Origin of the sequence: Acidovorax sp. SUPP1855, from assembly GCF_030158955.1 — a bacterium.
Lineage (GTDB): Bacteria > Pseudomonadota > Gammaproteobacteria > Burkholderiales > Burkholderiaceae_C > Paracidovorax.
Genome location: NZ_BQXI01000007.1, coordinates 45,319 through 66,684 on the forward strand (window position 1 = coordinate 45,319; position 21,366 = coordinate 66,684).

Below are 21,366 nucleotides of genomic sequence, written 5' to 3' on the forward strand. Positions count from 1 at the left end.
GGAAACCCTGCACCGGGCCCTGCCACGTTTGCTTGCAAAATGGCTTCGGCGCTCCGAGCGCCGCCCCGTCCGGGCCCCTGGCGCACAAGGCCGGCGGGCAGAGTGACCCGCACGCCACGTTGTCCGTTCTCTCGACCCTCTGCCTCCCATGTCCTCACTTCCCCCGTCCGGGCCCGTGTCCCACGACGCGGCACGGCCTGCCGCACCGCCCGACGACGCTCCCCGCTCCCTGCGCATCGAAGACTGGCTCACCGTCATCGTGATGGCAGCGCTGGCCCTCATCACCTTCGCCAACGTGCTCGTGCGATACTTCACCAACTCCTCCTTCGCCTGGACCGAGGAGATCTCGGTCTTCCTCATGATCGTCCTGGCGCTGGTGGCGGGCTCCGCCGCGGTCGCGCGCGACCAGCACATCCGCATCGAATGGTTCGCCGAGGGCGGCTCGGCGGCCCGCCGGCACGCGCTGGCGCGCTTCGGTGCGCTGATGGTGGCGCTGCTGTTCGGCGTGATCGCCGTGCTGAGCGTGCGGGTAGTGTGGGACGACTACCGCTTCGGCGAGACCTCTCCCGGTATCGGCGTACCACAGTGGTGGTACTCGGTGTGGCTGCCGCTGCTGTCCGCACTGATCACCTGGCGGGCGGTGGGGCTGTTCATCCGCCGGAGCCGCACGGCCTCCTCGGCGGGCCGGCAGGACACTTCCGCATGATCGCGACCCTGCTGTTCGTGGCGTTCCTCGCCATGATGTTCGTGGGCGTGCCCATCGGCGCCGCGCTGGGGCTGGCGGGGGTGGCGGCCATTGCGCTGGCCAATGCCGACAGCCAGTGGTTCGGCCTGCTGGCCGTGCCCCAGAACTTCTATGCCGGCCTGGGCAAGTACCCGCTGCTGGCCATTCCCATGTTCGTGCTCGTGGGCTCGATCTTCGACCGCTCCGGGGTGGCGCTTCGGCTCGTGAACTTCGCGGTGGCCATCGTGGGCCGCGGCCCGGGCATGCTGCCCCTGGTGGCCATCGCCGTGGCGATGTTCCTGGGCGGCATCTCCGGCTCGGGCCCGGCCAATGCGGCCGCGGTGGGTGGCGTGATGATCGCGGCCATGTCGCGGGCGGGCTATCCGGGCTCGTTCTCCGCCAGCGTGGTGGGCGCCGCGGCGGCCACCGACATCCTGATCCCGCCCTCCGTCGCGTTCATCATCTATTCGGTGCTGGTGCCAGGCGCCTCGGTGCCCGCGCTGTTCGCGGCCGGCATGATTCCCGGCGTGCTCGCCGGCATCGCGCTGATCGTGCCCGCGGTGTGGCTGGCCCGCCGGCACAAGATGGGCGCGCTCGAATCCTCCATGCCGCGCCCGCCGTTCTGGCGCAGCCTGCGCGAGGCCTCCTGGGGCTTGGCCGCGCCGGTCCTGATCCTGGGCGGCATGCGGGCGGGCTGGTTCACCCCCACCGAGGCGGCCGTGGTGGCGGTGTTCTACGGCCTGTTCGTGGGCATGTGCATTCACCGAACGATCAAGGTGCGCGACCTGTTCCCCATCCTGCGCGAGGCGGGCGAACTCTCGGCCGTGATCCTGCTGGTGGTGTCGCTGGCCGGCATCTTCGCGTTCTCGCTGTCCACGCTGGGCGTGATCGATCCGGTGGCCAAGGCCATCGTGAACTCGGGCCTGGGCGAATACGGCGTGATGGCGCTGCTGATCCTGCTGCTCATCACGGTGGGCATGTTCCTCGACGGCATCTCGATCTTCCTGATCTTCGTGCCGCTGCTGCTGCCCATCATGCAGCACTACCAGTGGGACCCGGTGTGGTTCGGCGTCATCCTCACGCTCAAGGTCGCCCTGGGCCAGTTCACGCCGCCGCTGGCCGTGAACCTCATGGTGTCGTGCCGCATCGCCGGCGTGCGCATGGAGTCCACCGTGCGCTGGGTGGGGCCGATGCTGCTGGCGATGTTCGTCGTCATGGTGCTGGTCATCGCCTTCCCGCAGCTGGCGCTGTGGCTGCCCGCCCGCCTGGGCTACTGACCCCATCGACCCCACCGCCCCCTTTTCACCGAGAACCAGGAGACTGAACCCATGAAACTGCGCACCTTCCTCACCAGCGCCGTCGCTGCCGCCGCCGCACTGGCCTTCGCCACGCCGGCCCTGGCGCAAAACTACAAGAGCGAATACCGCATGTCGCTGGTGCTGGGCACCGCCTTCCCCTGGGGCAAGGGCGGCGAACTGTGGGCCAACAAGGTCCGCGAACGCACGCAGGGCCGCATCAACATCAAGCTCTACCCCGGCGTTTCGCTGATCCAGGGCGACCAGACGCGCGAGTTCAGCGCGCTGCGCCAGGGCGTCATCGACATGGCCGTGGGCTCCACCATCAACTGGTCGCCCCAGGTCAAGCCGCTCAACCTGTTCTCACTGCCCTTCCTGTTTCCCGACTACGCCGCCGTGGATGCGGTGACGCAAGGCGAGGTGGGCAAGAGCATCTTCCAGACGCTGGACAAGGCCGGCGTGGTGCCGCTGGCCTGGGGCGAGAACGGCTACCGCGAAATCTCCAACTCCAAGCGCCCCATCAAGAGCCCCGAAGACCTCAAGGGCCTGAAGATCCGCGTGGTCGGCTCGCCGCTGTTCCTGGACACCTTCTCCGCACTGGGCGCCAACCCCACCCAGATGAGCTGGGCCGACGCCCAGCCCGCCATGGCCAGCAGCGCCGTGGACGGGCAGGAGAACCCGGTGTCGGTCTACATGGCCGCCAAGCTCTACACCGTGGCGCAGAAATACATGACCCTGTGGGGCTACATGAACGACCCGCTGATCTTCGTGGTCAACAAGGACATCTGGAACTCCTGGACGCCCGCCGACCGCGAAATCGTCAAGCAGGCCGCCATCGACGCCGGCAAGGAACAGATCGCCATCGCGCGCAAGGGCATGGTCGAAGCCGACAAGCCCCTGCTCAAGGAAATCGCCAGCCACGGGGTGACGGTGACCCAGCTCAGCCCCGCCGAGCGCATGGCCTTCGCCAAGGCCACGCGCCCGGTGTTCGACAAGTGGAAGGGCCAGATCGGCGCGGACCTGGTGGACCAGGCCGAGAAGGCGATCGCAGCGCGCAAGCCCTGACGGGCCGGGCCGGCCTGCGGGCCGGCGCCCGTGCACCAGGGCGCGCTGCGGCGGCCCGTCAGCCGGCCTCTCCGCTTTGCTGCAGCGCCCACATGCTGGCGTAGCGGCCGCCCTGCTCCAGGAGCGCGGCATGGGTGCCGCGCTCGATGATGCGGCCGGCTTCCATCACCAGGATCTCGTGCGCATCCACCACCGTGGAGAGGCGGTGCGCGATCACCAGGGCCGTCTTGTTGCGCGCCGCGCTTTTCAGCTCGGTCTGAATGGCCCGCTCATTGGCTGAATCGAGCGCAGACGTCGCCTCGTCGAAGATCAGGATCGGCGGGTTCTTCAGCAGCGTGCGGGCGATCGCCACCCGCTGCTTCTCGCCGCCGGAGAGCTTGAGGCCGCGCTCGCCCACCTGCGTGGCATAACCCAGCGGCGTGGCGGCGATGAAGCCGTGGATGCGCGCGGCCTGGGCGGCGGCTTCCACGGCATCCTGGCCCGCGCCCGGGTGGCCGTAGGCGATGTTGTAGGCGATGGTGTCGTTGAACAGCACGGTGTCCTGCGGCACGATGCCGATGGCGCGCCGCAGGCTGTCCTGCGTGACGGCCCGAATGTCCTGCCCGGCCACCGTGATTCGGCCCGACTGGATGTCGTAGAAGCGAAAGAGCAGGCGCGCCAGCGTGGACTTGCCCGAGCCCGAAGGCCCCACCACCGCCACCGTCTTGCCAGCAGGAATCTCGAAGCTGATGCCGTGCAGGATGGGCCGCGCGCTGCCCGCACGGCTTTCGTAGGCGAAGTGCACGTCTTCGAAGCGCACGGCCGGGTGCTCCAGGTGGACCAGCGGCTGGGCGCCGGGCGCATCGGCCACCTCGCGCTCCTTGTCCATCAGGGTGAACATCTTGTCGAGATCGGTCAGGCTCTGCTTGATCTCTCGGTAGATCACGCCCAAAAAGTTGAGCGGAATGTAGAGCTGGATCATGAAGGCGTTCACCATGACCAGATCACCCAGCGTCATGCGGCCATCGGCCACGCCTTGCGCGGCACGCCACAGCATGGCTACCAGGCCGGTGGCGATGATGAGCTGCTGCCCGTTGTTCAGCAGCGACAGCGAGGTCTGGCTCTTGAGCCGCGCATGGCGCAGCCGCTGCAGGCTTTCGTCGTAGCGCTGGGCTTCGAACGCCTCGTTGTTGAAGTACTTGACGGTCTCGTAGTTCAGCAGCGAGTCCACCGCCTTGGCGTGCGCGGCCGAGTCGAACTCGTTGGCCTGCCGGCGGAACTTCGTGCGCCATTCGGTCAGCAGCACGGTGAACGCGATGTAGAGGCCCAGGGCGCCCAGCGTGATCCAGGCGAACCACGCGTCGAACTTGACGGCCAGCACGGTGAGCACCAGGAACACCTCGATCAGGGTGGCGCCGATGTTGAACAGCGTGAACGAGATCAGCGATTCGATGCCGCGCACGCCGCGTTCGATGTCGCGCGTCATGCCACCCGTCTGCCGCTCCAGGTGAAAGCGCAGGCTCAAGGCATGCAGGTGCTCGAACGTCTGCAGCGCGATGCTGCGGGCCGCGCCCTGCGTGGCCTTGGCGAAGACCAGTTCCCGCAGTTCGGTCAGGATGGAGGTGGACAGGCGCAACCCGCCATAGGCCAGCAACAGGGCGATGGGCACGACCACCACGGCGGCGGGGTCGCCCGGAGCGATCGACATGGCATCGATCAATTGCTTGAGCAGCAGCGGCACTCCGACGTTGGCCACCTTGGACCCCACGACGAAGACCAGCGCCGCGATCACCCGCCATTTGTATTGCCAGAGATAGGGAACGAGCCGGCCGAGCGTGGCCCAGTCGGTGCGGGAGCCGGCGCCGGGGCGCGCGACGAGAGGGGGTGGGGATTCGCCGTGGGGGCGCATGAAGGACAATTCCGGTTGTTGTTTTTACCGAGATTGTGCCCATGACCGCTCTTCCCAGCGCTGCGTTGACCGAATTGCCCACCGACAAGGAGCTGGTGCTCAAGGTGATTCCGATGCCGGCCGACTGCAACGCCAACGGCGACATCTTCGGCGGCTGGGTCATGGCCCAGGTGGACCTGGCGGGGTCGGTGCTGCCGGCGCGCTATGTGCAGGGCCGCATGGCCACCGTGGCGGTGAACGAATTCGTGTTCAAGCAGCCCGTTCGCGTGGGGGACATCCTGTCGTTCTTCTCGGCGGTCACGCGCACCGGACGCACCTCGGTCACGGTGGAGGTCGAGGTGTACGCAGAGCGCTTTTCAGCGCAGGGCCGGTATGTGAAGGTCACGGAAGCGCGACTGACCTATGTGGCCATCGATGCCGCAGGCAGGCCCCGCCCGCTACCGGCCACCGCAGCGCCCGAGGGTGGCGCGGCAGGCTGAGAACGTGGAGTAAACCCCGGCGCGAAACGCCTGGCCTGCCACGGGCCGTACGTGGCAGGTCGGTGAAGCGCGCCCTCGGCGCACGCCGGGGTTGATCGCAATGCCCGCCGAGGCTCAGGCCGCGGCGAGTGCAGGCGCTTCGTTGCGCGCGTTGGTGGTGTTGTTGTTGCTCACCGCATTGGCTCGGGGAGCGGGGCCCGACGTGCCGGCAAAGATTTCGCCGGCCAGCTGGCCACCCTCTTCGATCACCACCTTGCCGTAGCGGATCTTGCCGGTCACCTTGCCGGTGCTGTAGATCACGAGCTTTTCGCGCACGGTGAGCGTGCCGTCGAACTCGCCATGGATCTCGGCGATGTCGATCTCGGCGGAGCCGCGGAAGGCGCCCTGCTCGGCGATGTGGATCACGCGGGAGTCCATCGTGGCCTCCACCGTGCCTTCGACCACGAGCGTGTCGCAATCGGTGATCTCCACCCCCTTGAGCTTGATGTTCGGGCCCACCGTCAGCTTGCTGCCCACGCCGTCGGAAACGGCACTGCCGGGCGCCGTGCCCGTGGACACGGGCTTGGCGGAAGAAGGGGTGGTGGTCGTGGCACTGTTGCCACCGGGCACCACGGTGGTCGCACCGCCGAGGACGGAAGAAGGTTGGCGAGGCTGGAATGCGTCGGGTTCACGCTTGCCGAAGAAGGGGTTTTGCACGGCCATCAGATCTCCTTGAAAAAGAGCCATGCTAGAAGCGACGTTCCGCGAAAACTCCCCGCGTTACGCAAGAACGGTAACCAAACCATTCGATCGTTGCATGCACTTGCATGCTTTGCAGCGACATACATCGCCGCGATCGCGCGTAGGCTCCGGCTACGAAACGATGTAGGCCGCAGCACCCGCCGACATGAGGGTGCCGTCCGGGCCGAAAAACTCCATGCGCGTGCTGGCCACGCGCGAGCCCAGCCGCAGCACCTCAGCCCGCAGGGTGAAGTGGCTCCCGATGCCCGGCCGCAGATAGTCGATGCGCAGGTCGATGGTGCCCAGCTTGCCGAAGCGGTGCAGGCGCTGCGCAGGCGGCTCGTCCATGTGGCGGGCACCGATGGCCGCCATCACCGCGAGCCCCCCCATGGCATCCAGCCCCGCGCTGATGACACCGCCGTGCACGCGGTTGTAGGCGTAGTGCCCCACCAGCTCGGGCTTCATCTCGATGCGCGCCTCGACATGCTTGGCCCCCAGGTGCGTGACCTTGAGACCGAGCAGCTGGTTGAAGACGATGCGCTGCTCGAAGATGTCCTTCAAACCATCGATGAACTCGGCCTCGAACGGAGAGGGCTGGGCGGAATCAGGGGGTGGAGTCATCGAGGAAGGGGCAAGGGTTCAGGGCTGAAAGCCCGAATGGCGGACCACCGGCGCCCATTGCGCCTTGTAGGCCGTCAGCATTTTGGCGGTCTGGTCTCGCGAGCTGACCACGGGCACCATGTCGGCCGCCACGAAGCGGGCCTGCAGGGCCGGGTCCGCCATGACCTGGGTTACCGTGTCGGCGATGCGCCGGGCGCGGGCGGGCGGCAGCCACGCAGGCGCGTAGAGCACGTTCCAGCCCAGGGCGGACAGGCCCAGCCCCGCCTCCTTGAAGGTGGGCACCGTCGGCAGCGTGGACGACCGGTGATCGCCCGACACCGCCAGAATGCGCAGCTTGCCGGCCTTGTGCAGCGGCTCCAGCGCATCCAGCGTGTCCACGGCGATGGGGACGTGACCGCCCATCAGATCGTTGAGCAGCGGCGCGGACCCCCGATATCCGACGACGGGCAGTTGCAGGGAAAGCTTTTCCGCCAGCATCAGGGCAAAGAAATGCGGCAGGCTGCCAGTGGCCGGCACGCCGGCGGCCACCTTGTCCTGATTGGCCAGCATCCAGGCGTGCAGGTGGGCGAATTCCTTGACCGGCACGGCCGTGGACACGGCCAGGCCGAACTGATAGCTCGTGATCTGGGACAGGGCCACATAGTCCTTGTCGGGGTCGTAGCCGTTGTCCTTGAAGACCAGGGGCGCCACCAGCATGGTGGCCGGGTTGGCCAGCACGACCTGGTTCTGGCCGGAACTGTCGCGGTGCAACTGCTGGACGGCCAGCCGCCCCCCCGCGCCCACGCGGTTTTCCACCACCACCGGTACCGCCAGCCGGGGCCCGAGGGCATCGGCCAGCAGGCGCGCGGCCCGGTCGGATGCGCCGCCGGCCGCATACGGCACCACCACCTTGAGGATGCCGCCTTCCAGCGGCACAGGTGCCGGAGCGACCGCCCCCTGCGCCAGGGCCGACGACCCCAGGGCGCCGCTGGCAAGCGATGCGCCCCATTGCACAAAGGCGCGGCGCGACGGCGCGCGGGGAGCAGCGAATGGCGAAGGTGGTTTGACAGCAGTCATGGCACGGTCCGGCAGGGGGTTTATGGATGAGCAGGAATGTACTGCCAGATTCATGCCACCGGCATCTATCGTTATGCCCAGTTCCCAGGCAAAACGCCAGGCCGTCCCCCCCAGATGCTGTCACACCGCGCTGAAATCCGGCCGGCGTTTCTCGACGAAGGCGCTGAACGCCTCCCGCGCCGCGGGCTCCTGCAGCATGCGACCGAAGCTCGCACCCTCCTGCGCCATGCGCTCCAGCACCGCAGCCGTCTGGCCCTGCTTCATGAGCCGCTTGGTCTCGATGAGCGCGGAAAGCGGCTTGGCGGCCAGCTTGCGCGCCTGGGTCTGGGCCACCATGTTGCACTCGGTGGGCGGCACCACGCGGTTGACCAGTCCCACCTCCAGCGCCGCCTCGGCCAGGAAGGGCTCGCCCAGCAGCAGCGCCTCGGCGGCACGGTGGTAGCCCATCATCTGCGGCACGAGCAGGCTGGACGCGGCCTCGGGGCACAGCCCCAGGTTGACGAAGGGCATGGAGAACGCGGCGTTGTCGCCCGCATAGACCAGGTCGCAGTGAAAGAGCATGGTGGTGCCGATGCCCACGGCCGGACCGCAGACCGCGGCCACCACCGGCTTCGGGAACGTGGCGATGCCGCGCAGGAAACGGAACACCGGCGAGTCCTGCGTGGATGGTGGCTTGTTCAGGAAGTCGCCGATGTCGTTGCCGGCGCTGAAGATGGCCACATCGCCCTGCAGCACGACCACGCGCACCGCGCTGTCGGCCGCGGCGGACTCCAGCGCATCCGCCAGCGCGGCGTACATCGCGGTGGTGATGGAGTTCTTTTTCTCCACGCGGTTGAAGGTGATGGTGGCCACGCCGGATTCGGTGTGAACGAGGATGTCCTGGGTCGGGGTATCGGTCATGGGAAAGCTCCTGCCATGGAAGGTCGTGGGCGGGGAAAGCGAACGGGGCGCCGGGGGCGCCTCATTCCTTGTAATAAACGATCTGGTGGCTGCTGGCCAGCATGGTGCCGGCATCGTTCCACAACTGGGCGGTCTGATCGAAAAAGCCATTGCGGAATTCTTGCGCACGCGCCTGGCCCAGCAAAAATCCGGTGCCCGTGGCCGCCAGCTGCTCCCGGCCCGCGTGGAAATACACCGTGAGGGACACCGTGCCTGCCGGCACCCGGTGCGCACGACGCAGCCAGACCCGCGGAAAGAACACATCGGCCAGCGCCGCCAGCGCGCAGAAGTCGAGCGGGCGGGCGGGCGCATCGCGCATCCACAGCTGCGACAGGCTGCTGTCGCAGCTGCCGTCCCAGCGCTGCGGCAAGGCCCCCGCCACCGGCCGCAGTTCGTAGCGGTCGAGCCAGGCCACGCCCAGCCCTTTGGCCAGCGGCTCCAGGGTGTCGGGGCCGGGCGCTGTCGGCATGGGGGTGTCGGCCAGGCTCCAGGTTTCGCGGCGGGCGGCGGTCACGGCGGTGCCCGTGGTGGTGGTGACCCATTCGCCGTCGGCGTCGGGCTGCACGATGGACAGCGTCCAGTGCTGAGTGGACCGGTTGGTACGCACCGGCGTGGCCTGTACCGTGAAGGGACCCTGCGCCACCGCACCGGCGTAATTGACGGTGAGCGACAGCGGCTCCCCCAGGCGGTCGGGGTGCTGCAGCACGGCCTGCAGCAGCACCGCGGCCGTCGCGCCGCCGAAAGGGCCGACCATGTTCCAGTAGGCGGGCGTGGTCCGGCCGGTGTACCGGTGGGCGCCGGCCGGCTCCAGGGCCAGCGCGTCGTCCAGGGGATGGAGATCGAGAGTCATGGTGTGCGAGTGTGCCGTGATTGCTTTCTCCGTCCCGTCGTGCCGGCGACTGCCTGAACCCCGGAATGCCGGGGCGCGCAATGCGCCCCCGACCTCAGACGCGCTCGAAAATGCCTGCAGCGCCCTGCCCCATGCCCACGCACATGGTCACCATGCCGTACTTGAGGTTCTTGCGGCGCAGCGCATGCACCACCGTGGCGGCGCGGATGGCGCCCGTGGCGCCCAGCGGGTGGCCCAGGGCGATGGCGCCGCCCATGGGGTTGACCTTGGAGGGGTCCAGGCCCAATTGGCGCACGACCGCCAGCGACTGCGCGGCGAAGGCTTCGTTCAGCTCGAACCAGTCGATGTCTTCGTGCTTGAGGCCCGCGTAGCGCAGCGCGGCCGGAATGGCCTCGATGGGGCCGATGCCCATGATGCTGGGCGGCACGCCCTTGCTGGCGAAGCTCACGAAGCGGGCCAACGGCGTGAGGCCGAAACGCTTCACGGCCGCCTCGCTCGCCAGGATCAGCGCGCCCGCACCGTCGCTGGTCTGCGAGCTGTTGCCGGCGGTGACCGAGCCCAGCGCGGCGAACACCGTCTTGAGCTTGGCCAAGCCTTCCAGGCTGGTGTCGGGCCGTGCGCCTTCGTCCAGCGCCACGGTGCGGGTCTTGGCGATGCTCTCGCCCGTCTCCAGGTTCGCCGTGCGGTCGGTCACCTCGATGGGCGTGATCTCGTCGGTGAACTCGCCGGCCTGCTGCGCGGCCAGCGCCTTCTGGTGCGACTGCAGCGCGAAGGCGTCCTGGTCCTCGCGCGACACCTTCCACTGCTGCGCCACCTTCTCGGCCGTGAGGCCCATGCCGTAGGCGATGCCCACGTCACCGTCCTTGGCGAAGATGCTGGGCGACAGCGAGGGCGTGTTGCCCATCATGGGCACCATGCTCATGCTTTCCACTCCGGCGGCGATCATCACGTCGGCCTCGCCCACGCGGATGCGGTCAGCCGCCATCTGCACGGCCGACAGGCCCGAGGCGCAGAAACGGTTCACGGTGATGCCGCACACGCTGGTGGGCAGCCCCGCCAGCACCGCGCCGATGCGCGCCACGTTCAGCCCCTGGGCGCCTTCGGGAATCGCGCAGCCGCAGATGATGTCTTCGATGGAGGCCGGGTCCAGCCCGGGCACCTGGGCCAGGGCCGCCTTGAGGGTGGTCGCCAGCAGATCGTCGGGGCGGGTGTTGCGGAAGAAGCCGCGGTGCGACTTGCCGATGGGCGTGCGCGTGGCGGCGACGATGTAGGCGTCCTGCATTTGTTTTGCCATGGAGAAGGCTCCTTCAATCGATCAATCGATCGGTCAGTCAATCAGTCAGTTACTTGGCGGGGCGGCTGGACGGAATCCAGGCCCACGTGAATTCGCATTCCACCGGCTCGATGCCGGCCTCGTCCGTCACGGTGACCTGCACCTGCATCTCGCCCTTGTCGCTGTCCTGCATGGCCTGGCGCTGCGCGTCGGTCAGCACCGCCACCGCGCGCAAGGCGCCCGTGGCGCGCTTGCGAAAGGCCATCTTCAAGTCCTTGGCCAGCGGCAGGCAGTCGTCGCGCACGTTCAGGCCCATCGCCATGCCCGTGGCCGTCTCGGCCAGCAGGTTCATGGCCGAGGCATGGATGCTGCCGACGTGATTGCGCACGCGGTGCTCGTTGGGCAGGCGCACTTCCACGCGGTTCGGCGACATCTCGATGAACTCCACGCGCGCCGTGCGGGTGAACGGCACGGCGCGGCGCAGCACCAGGTTGCGCACCCAGGGGCGCAGGAACTTCGGAAACTCGTCCACCTGTTCCAGCTGGAGCTGCATGCGGTTGGGCGGGAATGCGCCGGTGGAGGTCGTCATGCGGTCGTCCGATGGCACATCAGTTGCGCAAGGGCTTGCCAGTGTTCAGCATGCCCAGGATGCGCTCCTGCGTCTTGGGGTGCTGGATGAGCGCGCAGAAGGCCTTGCGCTCCAGCGCCATCAGGTACTCCTCGCTCACCAGCGTGCCGGCATCCACGTCCCCGCCGCACACGATCTCGGCGATCAGGGTGGCGATGTGCTGGTCGTGGTCGCTGATGAAGCCACCGTCGCGCATGTTCACCAGCGAGCCGCGGATGGTGGCGATGCCGCTGCGACCGGCCACGGGGAACAGGCGCTTGTTCGGCGCGCGCCAGCCGCTGGCGGCCATGGCCTTGGCTTCGTTCAGGGCGACGAACAGCACCTCGTCCTTGTGCGGCACGACGATGTCGCTGTCCAGCAGGTAGCCGAGCTTCTTCGATTCCAGCGCGCTGGTGCCCACCTTGGCCATGGCCGCGGCGGTGAAGCCTTCGGTCAGGAAGGGCAGGATGTCCTTGCCTGTGGAGGCGGCGGCGTTCTCGGCCGCACGGCGCGCGATGTAGGTCAGGCCGCCGGCGCCCGGCACCAGGCCCACGCCCACTTCGACGAGGCCGATGTAGCTTTCCATGTGCGCCACGCGGCGGGCCGAATACACGGCCAGCTCGCAGCCGCCACCCAGTGCCATGCCGTGGATGGCGGACACTACCGGCACCTGGGCGTAGCGCAGGCGCAGCATGAGGTTCTGCAGCTCCTGCTCGACGCTCTCGATGGCCGAGATGCCGGCCACGACGAAAGCCGGCATGGTGGCGGCCAGATCGGCACCCACGCTGAACGGCGCGTCGCCGGACCAGATGACCAGGCCGTCGTATTCGCGCTCGGCGGTGTCGATGGCTTCGACGAGGCCCTCCATCACGTCGGGGCTGATCGCATGCATCTTGCTCTGGATGCTGGCGATCAGGATCCGGCTACCGGAGGCGCCTCCATCCTTGTCCAGCGTCCAGGTGCGCAGTGCATCGGACTCGGACACCGTGGTGCCGGCCGTGCGCCAGTCGGGCAGCGCCTCGCCCAGCAGTTTCTCGGGGAAGTGCTGGCGCTCGTACACGGGCAGCTGGCGGCGCGGCACGAACTTGGCGCGCGAAGCGCTCCACGATCCTTCGGCCGTGTGCACGCCGCCGGCCTCGGCCACCGGGCCCTTGAACACCCAGTCGGGCAGCGGCGCCTTGCTGAGCGCCTTGCCGGCGTCGATGTCCTCCTGGATCATCTTCGCCACCTCCAGCCAGCCGGCTTCCTGCCACAGCTCGAAGGGGCCCTGCTTCATGCCGAAGCCCCATCGCATGGCCTGGTCCACGTCGCGCGCGTTGTCGGCGATGGTGCCCAGGTGCACGGCAGCGTAATGGAAGCTGTTGCGCAGGATGGCCCAGAGGAACCGGCCCTGCGCGCCCTCGGCATGGCGCAGCAGCTTCAGGCGCTCGCCGGCGGGCTTCTTCAGCATGCGGGCATACACCTCGTCGGCCTTCTGGCCACCGGGCACGTACTCGCCGCTTTCCAGGTCGAAGCGCAGGATGTCGCGGCCCACCTTCTTGTAGAAGCCCGCCTTGGCCTTCTGGCCCAGGTTCTTCATCTCGATGAGTTTGTTCAGCACCTCGGGCGTGCCGAAGCTGCCGTAGAACGGATCGCTCTCTTCGGTCAGGTTGTCCTGGAGCGTCTTGATGACGTGCGCCATGGTGTCCAGGCCCACCACGTCGGCGGTGCGGAAGGTGCCGCTGCTGGCGCGGCCCAGCTTCTTGCCCGTGAGATCGTCCACCACGTCGTAGGTCAGGCCGAAGTTCTCCACTTCCTTCATCGTCGCCAGCATGCCGGCGATGCCGACGCGGTTGGCGATGAAGTTGGGCGTGTCGTGCGCGCGCACCACGCCCTTGCCGAGGCCGCTGGTCACGAAGGCTTCGAGCTGGTCGAGCACCTCGGGCCGGGTCGTCGGCGTGTCGATCAGTTCCACCAGCGTCATGTAGCGCGGCGGGTTGAAGAAGTGGATGCCGCAAAAGCGCGGCTTGATGGCGTCGGGCAGCGCCTCGCTCAGGCGCGTGATCGACAGGCCGGAGGTGTTCGAGGCCACGATGGCGCCGGGTGCGACGAAGGGCGCGATCTTCTTGTAGAGATCGAGCTTCCAGTCCATGCGCTCGGCAATCGCCTCGATGATGAGATCGCACCCGCGCAGCTGCTCCAGGTGCTCTTCATAGTTGGCCTGGCCGATCAGCGCGGCGTCTTCCGCCACGCCCAGCGGTGCGGGCTTGAGCTTCTTGAGCCCCTCGATGGCCTTGGTGACGATGCCGTTCTTCGGGCCTTCCTTGGCGGGCAGGTCGAACAGGACGACCGGCACTTTCACGTTGGCGAGGTGGGCGGCGATCTGCGCACCCATCACTCCCGCGCCGAGCACGGCGACTTTCTTCACTTGGAATCGGGACATGGTTGGTTTCTTTGGAATGGGTTACTGCATGCGCTGCCAGACCTGCGTGCGCCAGAACGGGCCGAGGTAACCACGCACCTCCAGCTTGGCGCCGCCGTCGATGGGCGTGAAGCTGGCGCGGTATTCCTTGCCGTTTTCGGGGTCGAGGATCTTGCCGCCCTCCCACACGTCCTTGCCTTCGGCCTTCTTGCCGCCCCGGATGATCTCCAGGCCGGCGATGGGCTGGCCCTTGCGGTCGTCCTGGCATTCGACGCAGACCGCATCGGCGGGCGTGTCCTTCTTCAGCGACTTCTCGATGCGCCCGGTGAGCGCGCCGCCCGACTCGGTGATGCGGATCTCGGCCTTGGCCTCGCCCGTCTTGTCGTCGATGCTGCGCCACCCGCCCACGGGCAACATCTGGGCCCACGCGGGGGCGGCCACGGCCACACACAACATCGCTGCTAGCGCTTTATTCATAACGGCTCCAGTGCAAAAAAGGCGGGGAAGGGGGCGGCCGGTGCGGTCAGGCCAGCGCGGCGTCGGTGTCCATCAGCGGCTTGGCGCCGGCACGCGCGGTGCGCATCAGCGTGGCCGTTTCGGGGAACAGCTTGGCGAAGTAGAAACGCGCCGTCTGCAGCTTGGCGACATAGAACGGGTCGGTGTTGCCGTTGGCGATCTCGCGCAGCGCCACCTGGGCCATGCGGGCGAAGAGATAGCCGAACACCAGGTGGCCGGCCACGCGCAGGTAGTCCACGGCGGCAGCGCCCACTTCGTCGGGGTTCTGGAAGCCCTTGAAGCCGATCTCGGTGGTGAACTTGGTCATCTGCTCGCCCAGGTAGGCGATGGGGTTGATGAACTCGGCCATCTTCTCGTTCACGCCCTCTTCCTGCACCAGCTGGCCCACCAGCTTGCCGAACTTCTTGAGCGTGGCGCCGTTGTTGCCCAGCACCTTGCGGCCCAGCAGGTCCAGCGATTGGATGGTGTTGGTGCCTTCATAGATCATGTTGATGCGGTTGTCGCGCACGAACTGCTCCATGCCCCATTCCTTGATGAAGCCGTGGCCGCCGAAGACCTGCATGCAGGCGTTGGTGGCGATGTGCCCGTTGTCGGTGATGAAGGCCTTGACGATGGGCGTGAGCAGCGCCACCAGTTCGTCCGCCTCCTGGCGCACCTTTTCGTCGGGATGGCTGTGCGATTTGTCGAGCAGCAGTGTGCAGTAGATCTGCAGCGCGCGGGCGCCTTCGGCGTAGGCCTTGGCGGTCAGCAGCATCTTGCGCACGTCGGGGTGCACGATGATCGGGTCGGCATCCTTGTCCTTGGCTTTCGTGCCCGACAGGCTGCGCATCTGCGTGCGGTCCTTGGCGTAGGCCAGCGCGTTCTGGAACGCCACTTCGGTCAGGCCCAGCGACTGGTTACCCACGCCCAGGCGCGCGGCATTCATCATCACGAACATGGCCTGCAGGCCCTTGTGCGGCTGGCCCACCAGCGTGCCGATGGCGCCGTCGATGGCGATCTGCGCCGTGGCGTTGCCGTGGATGCCCATCTTGTGCTCCAGCCCGGCGCAGAAGATCGGGTTGCGCTCGCCCAGCGAGCCGTCGGCGTTCACGTGGTACTTGGGCACGATGAACAGGCTGATGCCCTTGCTGCCCTTGGGCGCGTCGGGCAGGCGGGCCAGCACCAGGTGGACGATGTTCTCGGTGAAGTCGTGCTCGCCCGCGCTGATGAAGATCTTGTTGCCGGTGATCTTGTAGGTGCCTTCGGGCGCGCCGGCCACGGGCTCGGCCTTGGTGCGCAGCAGCCCCAGGTCGGTACCGCAATGGGGCTCGGTCAGGCACATGGTGCCGGTCCATTCGCCGCTGGTCAGCTTGGGCAGGTAGAGCTTCTTTTGCTCGGGCGTGCCGTGCGCGTGCAGCGCCTCGTAGGCGCCGTGCGACAGGCCGGGGTACATCGTCCAGGCCTGGTTGGCGCTGTTGAGCATTTCATACAGGCACTGGTTCAGCACGAACGGCAGGCCCTGGCCGCCGTATTCGGTCTCGCAGCTCAGGGCCGCCCAGCCGCCTTCCACGTACTGCGCGTAGGCCTGCTTGAACCCCTTGGGCGTGGTCACCTCGTGCGTCACCTTGTCGAGCGTGCAGCCTTCCTCATCCCCGCTGATGTTGAGCGGGAACGCCACGCCGGTGGCGAACTTGCCCGCCTCTTCCAGCACGGCGTTGATGGTGTCCACGTCCACGTCGGCATGCTTGGGCAGGGCCTTCAGTTCTTCGGTCGCCTTGAACACCTCGTGCAGTACGAATTGCATGTCGCGAAGGGGCGGCGTGTAGGTCGGCATGGGGAGGCTCCTTGGATGGAAAGGGTGGGAAATGAAAAGGAAAGAGGGAAAGAGAGAAACGCGAAACGGATCGGTCAATCCTGCGCGGGCGGCGGTTCGCCATAGCGGGTGAGGATGCTGTCAAATCCGGCATTGGCCCGGTCGATGGAGCCGGGCGTCTGCAGGAAGCGCGCCTCGTAGTGCAGCGCCAGGATGAGGCCGTGGATCTCGAACAGCATCTGCTCGGCATTCACGTCGCCGCGCAGTTCGCCCTGCTCCTTGCACTGGTCGATGGCGCGCTTCATGGCGGCCAGCCAGGTCAGCACCGAACTGGCCAGCGCATCGCGCACGGGGCCGGTTCGGTCGTCGAACTCCACGGCACCGCTGATGTAGATGCAGCCCGAATCGATTTCGATGGAGGTGCGCTTCATCCAGTTGCCGAACAGGGCCCGCAGCCGCGGCAGGCCCCGTGGGGCGGACACGGCCGGGTAGAACACTTCCTGCTCGAAGCGCGCGTGGTATTCGCGGATGACGGAGATCTGCAGCTCCTCGCGCGAACCGAAATGGGCGAACACGCCGGACTTGCTCATGCCCGTCACGTCCGCCAGCGCACCGATCGACAGGCCTTCCAGCCCGATGTGCGTGGCCAGGCCCAGCGCGGCCTCGACGATCGCCGCCTTGGTCTGCTGGCCCTTTTGCAAGGCACGGCCTTCGCGGGTGCTGGCGGAGCGAACGGAGCGTGATGGGAGGGGGGTGACCGGCATGGAGAAAATAAAACGAACGATCGTGCTATTTTGCATGAAAACGCCGGGCCTGCCCATCCCACGGGGCGATGAGGGGCTCTGCACCGGGAAAACCCCTAGCCGCGCTTGAACGCTTGAACGCTTGAACGCTTGAACGCTTGAACGCTTGAACGCTTGAACGCTTGAACGCTTGAACGCTTGAACGCTTGAACGAAGCAACGCAGTGCGACCGCGCCGAGCGGCACCGCCAGCCCGGCCGGCCGGTCTTGCGCGCTTCGGGGGAAGTAGAAAATCTGGAATGCTTGGCGTCACCCAGGCAGCACGACCCGCAGCCGGCTTGGGGCAGCGGGTTAAAGCAGCAGCGCGAGCGTGGCCTCGAGGTGCTCGCTGGGCGCGCGCCGGAAGCCCGAGCGCGCATGCCGCTGCAGCCGCCCCCGCACCAGATCGCACAGCGCCGCGGCGCGCACCTGGGCATCGACCGTGGGCGCATCGGCCCCGGCGGCCTGCGCGGCGGGGCGCAGGCACTGCCGCAGGCTCGATTCGATCTTGTCGAAGAACTGGTTCATGCGCTGTTGCAGGCGTTCGTTCTCCAGCACCAGGGCATCGCCCACCATCACGCGCACCATGCCCGGGTTGCGCTCGCCGAACTGCAGCACCATGGCGACGATGCGCGCGGCCTGCTGCGTGCCCGAGGTGTCGGACTGCGCACCGCGCTCCATGATCTGGTTCACCAGCGTGAGGACCGATTGCTCGATGAAATCGATCAGGCCCTCGAACATCTGCGCCTTGCTGGCGAAGTGCCGGTACAGCGCCGCCTCGCTGACCGAAAGGCGCGCCGCCAGCGCGGCCGTGGTGATGCGCTCCGAGCCGGGCTGCTCCAGCATGCCGGCCAGCGCCTGCAGGATCTGCACCCGCCGCTCCCCCGGCTTGGGACGTTTGCGGACCGCAGGGACGTCTTGCGCCACGGTGGTGGCGACAGGTTCAGGCAGGGACTGGAGTTCAGGCATGGGCAACAGATGTATGCAATTGATTCTCGCACACGGTCCCGCCGGACTTCGGTGCAGACGGCCCCACCTTTCCAGCACCACGCTGCGCCGCCAGGGCGGCGGAACCATCAGCGGCATAGGCGGCTACCGAACCTTGCGCGCCGGCGCGAAAAACACCGTCACCACCAGCCCCCGGCCGGCCGGCCCGCGCCCCAGGCCCAGTGCCGCGCCGTGCACGCGCGCGATCTCGTCGGCAATGGCCAGCCCCAGGCCGGTGCCCTCCCCCGCAGCCCCCGGCACCCGGTAAAAGCGCTGCAGCACCCGCGCCTGTTCCGCCTCGGGAATGCCCGGTCCGTCGTCCTCGACCTGCAGGAACGCGCCGCCGTTCGCAGCGCCGCCGCACCGGATGGTCACGGCACCACCGGCCGGCGTGTACTTGATGGCGTTGTCCACCAGGTTGGTGATCAGCTCGCGCAGCAGCCAGCCGTGGCCCACGGCGCGGGCCGGCGCGACCTCCAGCCCCAGGTCCAGCCCCTTGGCGGTGGCCGCGTCGAGGAACGCCTCCAGCAGGCTTTCACACAGGTCCTTCAGATCCACGCTCTGCATGGCCTGCGCGTCCAGGCTGCGGGCATCCGCGCGCGACAGGGCCAGCAACTGGTGCGCCAGCTTGGAGGTGCGGCGCGTGGCCTGCCGTAGCTTCTCGATCTGATCCGCTCCTAAATATATAGCGCCATGCCCTAGTACCATTTGTGCTGGAGCCTGTTTTGATCCATGGCCCTCCCGGCCGCTGCCCGCCTGCGCGGACAGCGCCCAGGCTTCCACCTGCGCCTGCAGGCTGGCCAGCGGCGTGCGCAGCTGGTGCGCGGCGTCGGCCACGAAGCGGCGCTGCCCCTCGGCCTGCTCGTTCACCAGGGCGAACAGCCGGTTCAGCGAATACACCAGGGGCCGCACCTCCACGGGTGACGCGGCTTCGTCGATGGGGTTCAAGTCCCGGGGCGAGCGCCGGGCAACGGCCTCGGCCAGGTCCACCAGCGGCTTGAACGCGCGGCGCACGGCCCAGTGGATGGCCAGCGCCGCGGCCGCCACCAGCACCAGGTTGGGCAGCAGCACGCGCAGCAGCATCTGCTTGCCCCACTGCTGGCGCGGATCGGAGCCGTCGGCCAGTGCCACCACCAGCTCCCCTGCCCCCGTGCGGCTGCGCTGGACGGCCACGCGGTAGGTGACGCTGTCGTACTCGACGCTGTGGAACTCGGGGTCGTGCGTGGCCGGCACGGCGCTCTGCACCCAGTCCTCGCCCAGCAGCACGCGGCCGGACAGGTCCTGCACGCTGTAGCCGGCAAAGCCGCTGTTCTGGCGCAGGAACTCCTCCACCGGGGGCGCGAGCAGCAGCAGCGGCGGGCCGCCGTCGCTCACGGGCGGGGCCACCACCGAGTCGGCCAGCGCCGGCAGCAGCCGCAGAAGGCGCTGGTCGTGCCGGCTGGCGGCCTCGTCCGCCGAACGGTAGTCGAGCCACGCGCCCGCCAGCGCCAGGGCGCACAGCGGCAGGATCAGCAGCAGCAGCAGCCGGATGCGCAGCGCGGAGGTCATGGCGGCGGCCGGGGTGTGCGGGTGTAGGAGTGGGCGGGCGCGGAGACGGCGGGGCGCTCAGCCGCGAGGGGGCTGCAGTTCCAGCCGGTAGCCGAAACCCCGGATGGAGCGCAGCGCCACGCCATTGGGCTCCAGCTTGCTGCGCAGGCGGGACACGTACACCTCCACCGCATTGGGCGTGATTTCCTTGTCCCACCCGGTCAGGGCCTGCAGCAGCTTTTCCTTGCTGGCCGGCTTGGGCGCGTGGATCAGCAGGTATTCCAGCACCGTCCACTCGCGCGGGCCCAGTTCGATGGGCTGGCGCGCATGGGGATCGCTGGCGGTGCGGATACTCACGGTGCGGCCTGCGGTGTCCAGCTCCAGCGGCCCGAAGCTCAGGATGGCCGTGGTCGCGGCCTGAGAGCGCCGCAGCAGGGCGCGCAGCCGCGCCAGCAGCTCGGGCAGCTCATAGGGCTTGACCATGTAGTCGTCGGCGCCCAGGTCGAGCCCCTGCACGCGGTCGTGCAGGGCGTCGCGCGCCGTGAGGATGAGCACCGGCATGGCCGGATGGGCCATCTCGGGGCGGCGCAGGCAGCGCGTGAGCTCCAGCCCGTCCATGCCCGGCAGGCCGATGTCGATGATCGCGGCGTCGAACGATTCGGTGCGCAGCACCTCTTCGGCCCGCTCGCCGCTGCCCACCCAGTCCACCGCATAGCCCGCGTCGGTCAGGCCCAGCTTGATGCCGCTGGCCAGCATGACGTCGTCCTCGACCAGCAGCAGGCGCATCGCCCTGTCACCCGCTCAGGAACGGACCGGCACGGCACCGCCGGGGGCGGCGCGCTGCACGGCGGGCGAGGCGCAAACCGGCATCTCAGTGGCTGCGGATCATGGTGCCGTAGGCCTGCTCGGTCAGGATTTCCAGCAGCATGGCGTGCGGCACGCGGCCGTCGATGATGTGCACCGCGTTCACCCCGGCCTTGGCGGCATCGAGGGCGCCGGCGATCTTGGGCAGCATGCCGCCGGAGATGGTGCCGTCGGCGAACAGCGTGTCGATCTCGCGGGCGGTGAGGTCGGTGAGCAGTTCGCCCGCCTTGTTCAGCACGCCCGGGATGTTGGTGAGGAGCACGAGCTTTTCGGCCTGCAGCACGGTGGCGAGCTTGCTGGCCACGACGTCGGCGTTGATGTTGTAGCTCTCGTTGTTCTCGCCGAAGCCGATGGGGCTGATGACGGGGATGAACGCATCGTCCTGCAGCGCCTTGACCACGCTCGGGTCGATGGAGACGATGTCGCCCACTTGGCCGATGTCGTGCTCGATGCTCGGGTCCTTGTTGTCCACCATCTTGAGCTTCTGGGCGCGGATCATGCCGCCGTCGCGCCCCGTGAGGCCCACGGCCTTGCCGCCCGCCTGGTTGATCAGGCCCACGATGTCCTGCTGGACTTCGCCCGCCAGCACCCACTCCACGACTTCCATGGTTTCGGCGTCGGTCACCCGCATGCCCTGGATGAACTGCCCCTTCTTGCCCAGGCGGTTGAGCGCGGTCTCGATCTGCGGGCCGCCGCCGTGCACCACCACCGGGTTCATGCCCACCAGCTTGAGCAGCACCACGTCCTCGGCGAAGTCGGCCTGCAGCGCCGGGTCGGTCATGGCGTTGCCGCCGTATTTGATGACCATGGTCTTGCCATGGAACTTGCGGATGTAGGGCAGCGCCTGGGCCAGGATTTCGGCCTTGTCGCGCGGAGCAATCGAAAGAAGGTCGGTCGTCATGAAGAGCTCGCGGCTGAAGGAGCGGTTAAGCGATGGAGATGCGCATTGTGCCTTGCCCCGGCCCCCGGACGGCGCTGGGG

The 21,366-nt window shown here is 68.0% G+C and carries 20 protein-coding genes; 4 read left to right on the top strand and 16 right to left on the bottom strand.

Annotated features, from left to right (window positions below; genetic code table 11):
- Window positions 1-148: 148 nt before the first annotated feature.
- From AVMA1855_RS08100 to AVMA1855_RS08110, 3 genes are read left to right on the top strand one after another with little or no spacing between them, the layout of a single operon-like run.
- Window positions 149-706 carry a TRAP transporter small permease gene (locus tag AVMA1855_RS08100; protein WP_284425315.1) on the top strand — a complete coding sequence of 186 codons (558 nt, stop codon included), beginning with the start codon at window positions 149-151 and terminating at the stop codon, window positions 704-706.
- Window positions 703-2,001 (top strand): TRAP transporter large permease, encoded by a 1,299-nt coding sequence (locus AVMA1855_RS08105; RefSeq protein WP_284425316.1) that lies wholly within the window; start codon window positions 703-705, stop codon window positions 1,999-2,001. The genes AVMA1855_RS08100 and AVMA1855_RS08105 overlap by 4 nt, the downstream gene beginning before the upstream one ends.
- A gap of 51 nt (window positions 2,002-2,052) precedes the next feature.
- A complete protein-coding gene (locus AVMA1855_RS08110) occupies window positions 2,053-3,084 on the top strand; it encodes a DctP family TRAP transporter solute-binding subunit (protein ID WP_284425317.1) in 1,032 nt (343 codons plus the stop codon).
- 58 nt (window positions 3,085-3,142) lie between these two features.
- Here AVMA1855_RS08110 and AVMA1855_RS08115 read toward each other — a convergent pair whose 3' ends face one another.
- Window positions 3,143-4,972 (bottom strand): ABCB family ABC transporter ATP-binding protein/permease, encoded by a 1,830-nt coding sequence (locus AVMA1855_RS08115; RefSeq protein ID WP_284425318.1) that lies wholly within the window; start codon window positions 4,970-4,972, stop codon window positions 3,143-3,145.
- 41 nt (window positions 4,973-5,013) lie between these two features.
- On the opposite strand from AVMA1855_RS08115, the gene AVMA1855_RS08120 reads away from it, so the two are divergent.
- A complete protein-coding gene (locus AVMA1855_RS08120; protein ID WP_284404957.1) occupies window positions 5,014-5,451 on the top strand; it encodes an acyl-CoA thioesterase in 438 nt (145 codons plus the stop codon).
- Between the two features lie 114 nt (window positions 5,452-5,565).
- On the opposite strand, the gene AVMA1855_RS08125 is transcribed toward AVMA1855_RS08120, so the two are convergent.
- The 15 genes from AVMA1855_RS08125 to argB form a co-directional block, all read right to left on the bottom strand.
- The gene (locus AVMA1855_RS08125; RefSeq protein WP_284413805.1) at window positions 5,566-6,153 is read right to left on the bottom strand and encodes a bactofilin family protein; all 588 of its coding nucleotides are present in this window, start codon (window positions 6,151-6,153) and stop codon (window positions 5,566-5,568) included.
- A 150-nt stretch (window positions 6,154-6,303) separates the two neighbouring features.
- Window positions 6,304-6,792 carry a thioesterase family protein gene (locus AVMA1855_RS08130; RefSeq protein WP_284404954.1) on the bottom strand — a complete coding sequence of 163 codons (489 nt, stop codon included), beginning with the start codon at window positions 6,790-6,792 and terminating at the stop codon, window positions 6,304-6,306.
- Between the two features lie 18 nt (window positions 6,793-6,810).
- A complete protein-coding gene (locus AVMA1855_RS08135) occupies window positions 6,811-7,848 on the bottom strand; it encodes a tripartite tricarboxylate transporter substrate-binding protein (RefSeq protein ID WP_284398164.1) in 1,038 nt (345 codons plus the stop codon).
- Window positions 7,849-7,968: 120 nt separating this feature from the next.
- Complete coding sequence (locus tag AVMA1855_RS08140; RefSeq protein ID WP_272565146.1) at window positions 7,969-8,748, bottom strand: enoyl-CoA hydratase; 780 nt, start codon at window positions 8,746-8,748, stop codon at window positions 7,969-7,971.
- Window positions 8,749-8,809: 61 nt separating this feature from the next.
- Window positions 8,810-9,637, bottom strand: coding sequence for an acyl-CoA thioesterase (locus AVMA1855_RS08145; protein ID WP_284425319.1), 828 nt, complete (start codon window positions 9,635-9,637; stop codon window positions 8,810-8,812).
- Between the two features lie 94 nt (window positions 9,638-9,731).
- Window positions 9,732-10,931 (bottom strand): acetyl-CoA C-acyltransferase, encoded by a 1,200-nt coding sequence (locus tag AVMA1855_RS08150; RefSeq protein WP_284425320.1) that lies wholly within the window; start codon window positions 10,929-10,931, stop codon window positions 9,732-9,734.
- A gap of 49 nt (window positions 10,932-10,980) precedes the next feature.
- Entirely contained in the window at window positions 10,981-11,499 is a 519-nt protein-coding gene (locus AVMA1855_RS08155; RefSeq protein WP_272565149.1) for a DUF4442 domain-containing protein, read from the bottom strand.
- 19 nt (window positions 11,500-11,518) lie between these two features.
- Window positions 11,519-13,939, bottom strand: coding sequence for a 3-hydroxyacyl-CoA dehydrogenase/enoyl-CoA hydratase family protein (locus AVMA1855_RS08160; protein WP_284425321.1), 2,421 nt, complete (start codon window positions 13,937-13,939; stop codon window positions 11,519-11,521).
- 21 nt (window positions 13,940-13,960) lie between these two features.
- Window positions 13,961-14,395, bottom strand: a complete 435-nt coding sequence (locus AVMA1855_RS08165) for a DUF2147 domain-containing protein (protein WP_284425322.1) — start codon at window positions 14,393-14,395, stop codon at window positions 13,961-13,963.
- A gap of 46 nt (window positions 14,396-14,441) precedes the next feature.
- Window positions 14,442-16,247, bottom strand: a complete 1,806-nt coding sequence (locus tag AVMA1855_RS08170; protein ID WP_284425323.1) for an acyl-CoA dehydrogenase C-terminal domain-containing protein — start codon at window positions 16,245-16,247, stop codon at window positions 14,442-14,444.
- A 74-nt stretch (window positions 16,248-16,321) separates the two neighbouring features.
- The gene (locus AVMA1855_RS08175) at window positions 16,322-16,990 is read right to left on the bottom strand and encodes a TetR/AcrR family transcriptional regulator (protein WP_284425324.1); all 669 of its coding nucleotides are present in this window, start codon (window positions 16,988-16,990) and stop codon (window positions 16,322-16,324) included.
- Window positions 16,991-17,319: 329 nt separating this feature from the next.
- On the bottom strand, window positions 17,320-17,976 hold the full coding sequence (gene slmA / locus AVMA1855_RS08180; RefSeq protein WP_272565153.1) for a nucleoid occlusion factor SlmA: 657 nt from the start codon (window positions 17,974-17,976) through the stop codon (window positions 17,320-17,322).
- 123 nt (window positions 17,977-18,099) lie between these two features.
- Window positions 18,100-19,542, bottom strand: a complete 1,443-nt coding sequence (locus AVMA1855_RS08185) for an ATP-binding protein (protein WP_284425325.1) — start codon at window positions 19,540-19,542, stop codon at window positions 18,100-18,102.
- A 57-nt stretch (window positions 19,543-19,599) separates the two neighbouring features.
- Window positions 19,600-20,307 (bottom strand): response regulator transcription factor, encoded by a 708-nt coding sequence (locus AVMA1855_RS08190; RefSeq protein ID WP_272565155.1) that lies wholly within the window; start codon window positions 20,305-20,307, stop codon window positions 19,600-19,602.
- Between the two features lie 85 nt (window positions 20,308-20,392).
- Window positions 20,393-21,286, bottom strand: a complete 894-nt coding sequence (gene argB, locus AVMA1855_RS08195; RefSeq protein ID WP_092745378.1) for an acetylglutamate kinase — start codon at window positions 21,284-21,286, stop codon at window positions 20,393-20,395.
- Window positions 21,287-21,366: the final 80 nt, after the last annotated feature.

Excerpts from the sequence above, each read along its gene's own strand:
- AVMA1855_RS08190 (WP_272565155.1), bottom strand. The coding sequence starts at position 20,307 with ATGCGCCTGCTGCTGGTCGAGGACGACGTCATGCTGGCCAGCGGCATC.
- AVMA1855_RS08115 (WP_284425318.1), bottom strand. The coding sequence starts at position 4,972 with ATGCGCCCCCACGGCGAATCCCCACCCCCTCTCGTCGCGCGCCCCGGC.
- AVMA1855_RS08155 (WP_272565149.1), bottom strand. The coding sequence starts at position 11,499 with ATGACGACCTCCACCGGCGCATTCCCGCCCAACCGCATGCAGCTCCAG.
- AVMA1855_RS08160 (WP_284425321.1), bottom strand. The coding sequence starts at position 13,939 with ATGTCCCGATTCCAAGTGAAGAAAGTCGCCGTGCTCGGCGCGGGAGTG.
- AVMA1855_RS08110 (WP_284425317.1), top strand. The coding sequence starts at position 2,053 with ATGAAACTGCGCACCTTCCTCACCAGCGCCGTCGCTGCCGCCGCCGCA.
- AVMA1855_RS08130 (WP_284404954.1), bottom strand. The coding sequence starts at position 6,792 with ATGACTCCACCCCCTGATTCCGCCCAGCCCTCTCCGTTCGAGGCCGAG.
- slmA (WP_272565153.1), bottom strand. The coding sequence starts at position 17,976 with ATGCCTGAACTCCAGTCCCTGCCTGAACCTGTCGCCACCACCGTGGCG.
- AVMA1855_RS08100 (WP_284425315.1), top strand. The coding sequence starts at position 149 with ATGTCCTCACTTCCCCCGTCCGGGCCCGTGTCCCACGACGCGGCACGG.
- AVMA1855_RS08140 (WP_272565146.1), bottom strand. The coding sequence starts at position 8,748 with ATGACCGATACCCCGACCCAGGACATCCTCGTTCACACCGAATCCGGC.
- AVMA1855_RS08120 (WP_284404957.1), top strand. The coding sequence starts at position 5,014 with ATGACCGCTCTTCCCAGCGCTGCGTTGACCGAATTGCCCACCGACAAG.
- AVMA1855_RS08170 (WP_284425323.1), bottom strand. The coding sequence starts at position 16,247 with ATGCCGACCTACACGCCGCCCCTTCGCGACATGCAATTCGTACTGCAC.
- AVMA1855_RS08175 (WP_284425324.1), bottom strand. The coding sequence starts at position 16,990 with ATGCCGGTCACCCCCCTCCCATCACGCTCCGTTCGCTCCGCCAGCACC.
- AVMA1855_RS08125 (WP_284413805.1), bottom strand. The coding sequence starts at position 6,153 with ATGGCCGTGCAAAACCCCTTCTTCGGCAAGCGTGAACCCGACGCATTC.
- argB (WP_092745378.1), bottom strand. The coding sequence starts at position 21,286 with ATGACGACCGACCTTCTTTCGATTGCTCCGCGCGACAAGGCCGAAATC.
- AVMA1855_RS08185 (WP_284425325.1), bottom strand. The coding sequence starts at position 19,542 with ATGACCTCCGCGCTGCGCATCCGGCTGCTGCTGCTGCTGATCCTGCCG.
- AVMA1855_RS08150 (WP_284425320.1), bottom strand. The coding sequence starts at position 10,931 with ATGGCAAAACAAATGCAGGACGCCTACATCGTCGCCGCCACGCGCACG.
- AVMA1855_RS08135 (WP_284398164.1), bottom strand. The coding sequence starts at position 7,848 with ATGACTGCTGTCAAACCACCTTCGCCATTCGCTGCTCCCCGCGCGCCG.
- AVMA1855_RS08105 (WP_284425316.1), top strand. The coding sequence starts at position 703 with ATGATCGCGACCCTGCTGTTCGTGGCGTTCCTCGCCATGATGTTCGTG.
- AVMA1855_RS08145 (WP_284425319.1), bottom strand. The coding sequence starts at position 9,637 with ATGACTCTCGATCTCCATCCCCTGGACGACGCGCTGGCCCTGGAGCCG.
- AVMA1855_RS08165 (WP_284425322.1), bottom strand. The coding sequence starts at position 14,395 with ATGAATAAAGCGCTAGCAGCGATGTTGTGTGTGGCCGTGGCCGCCCCC.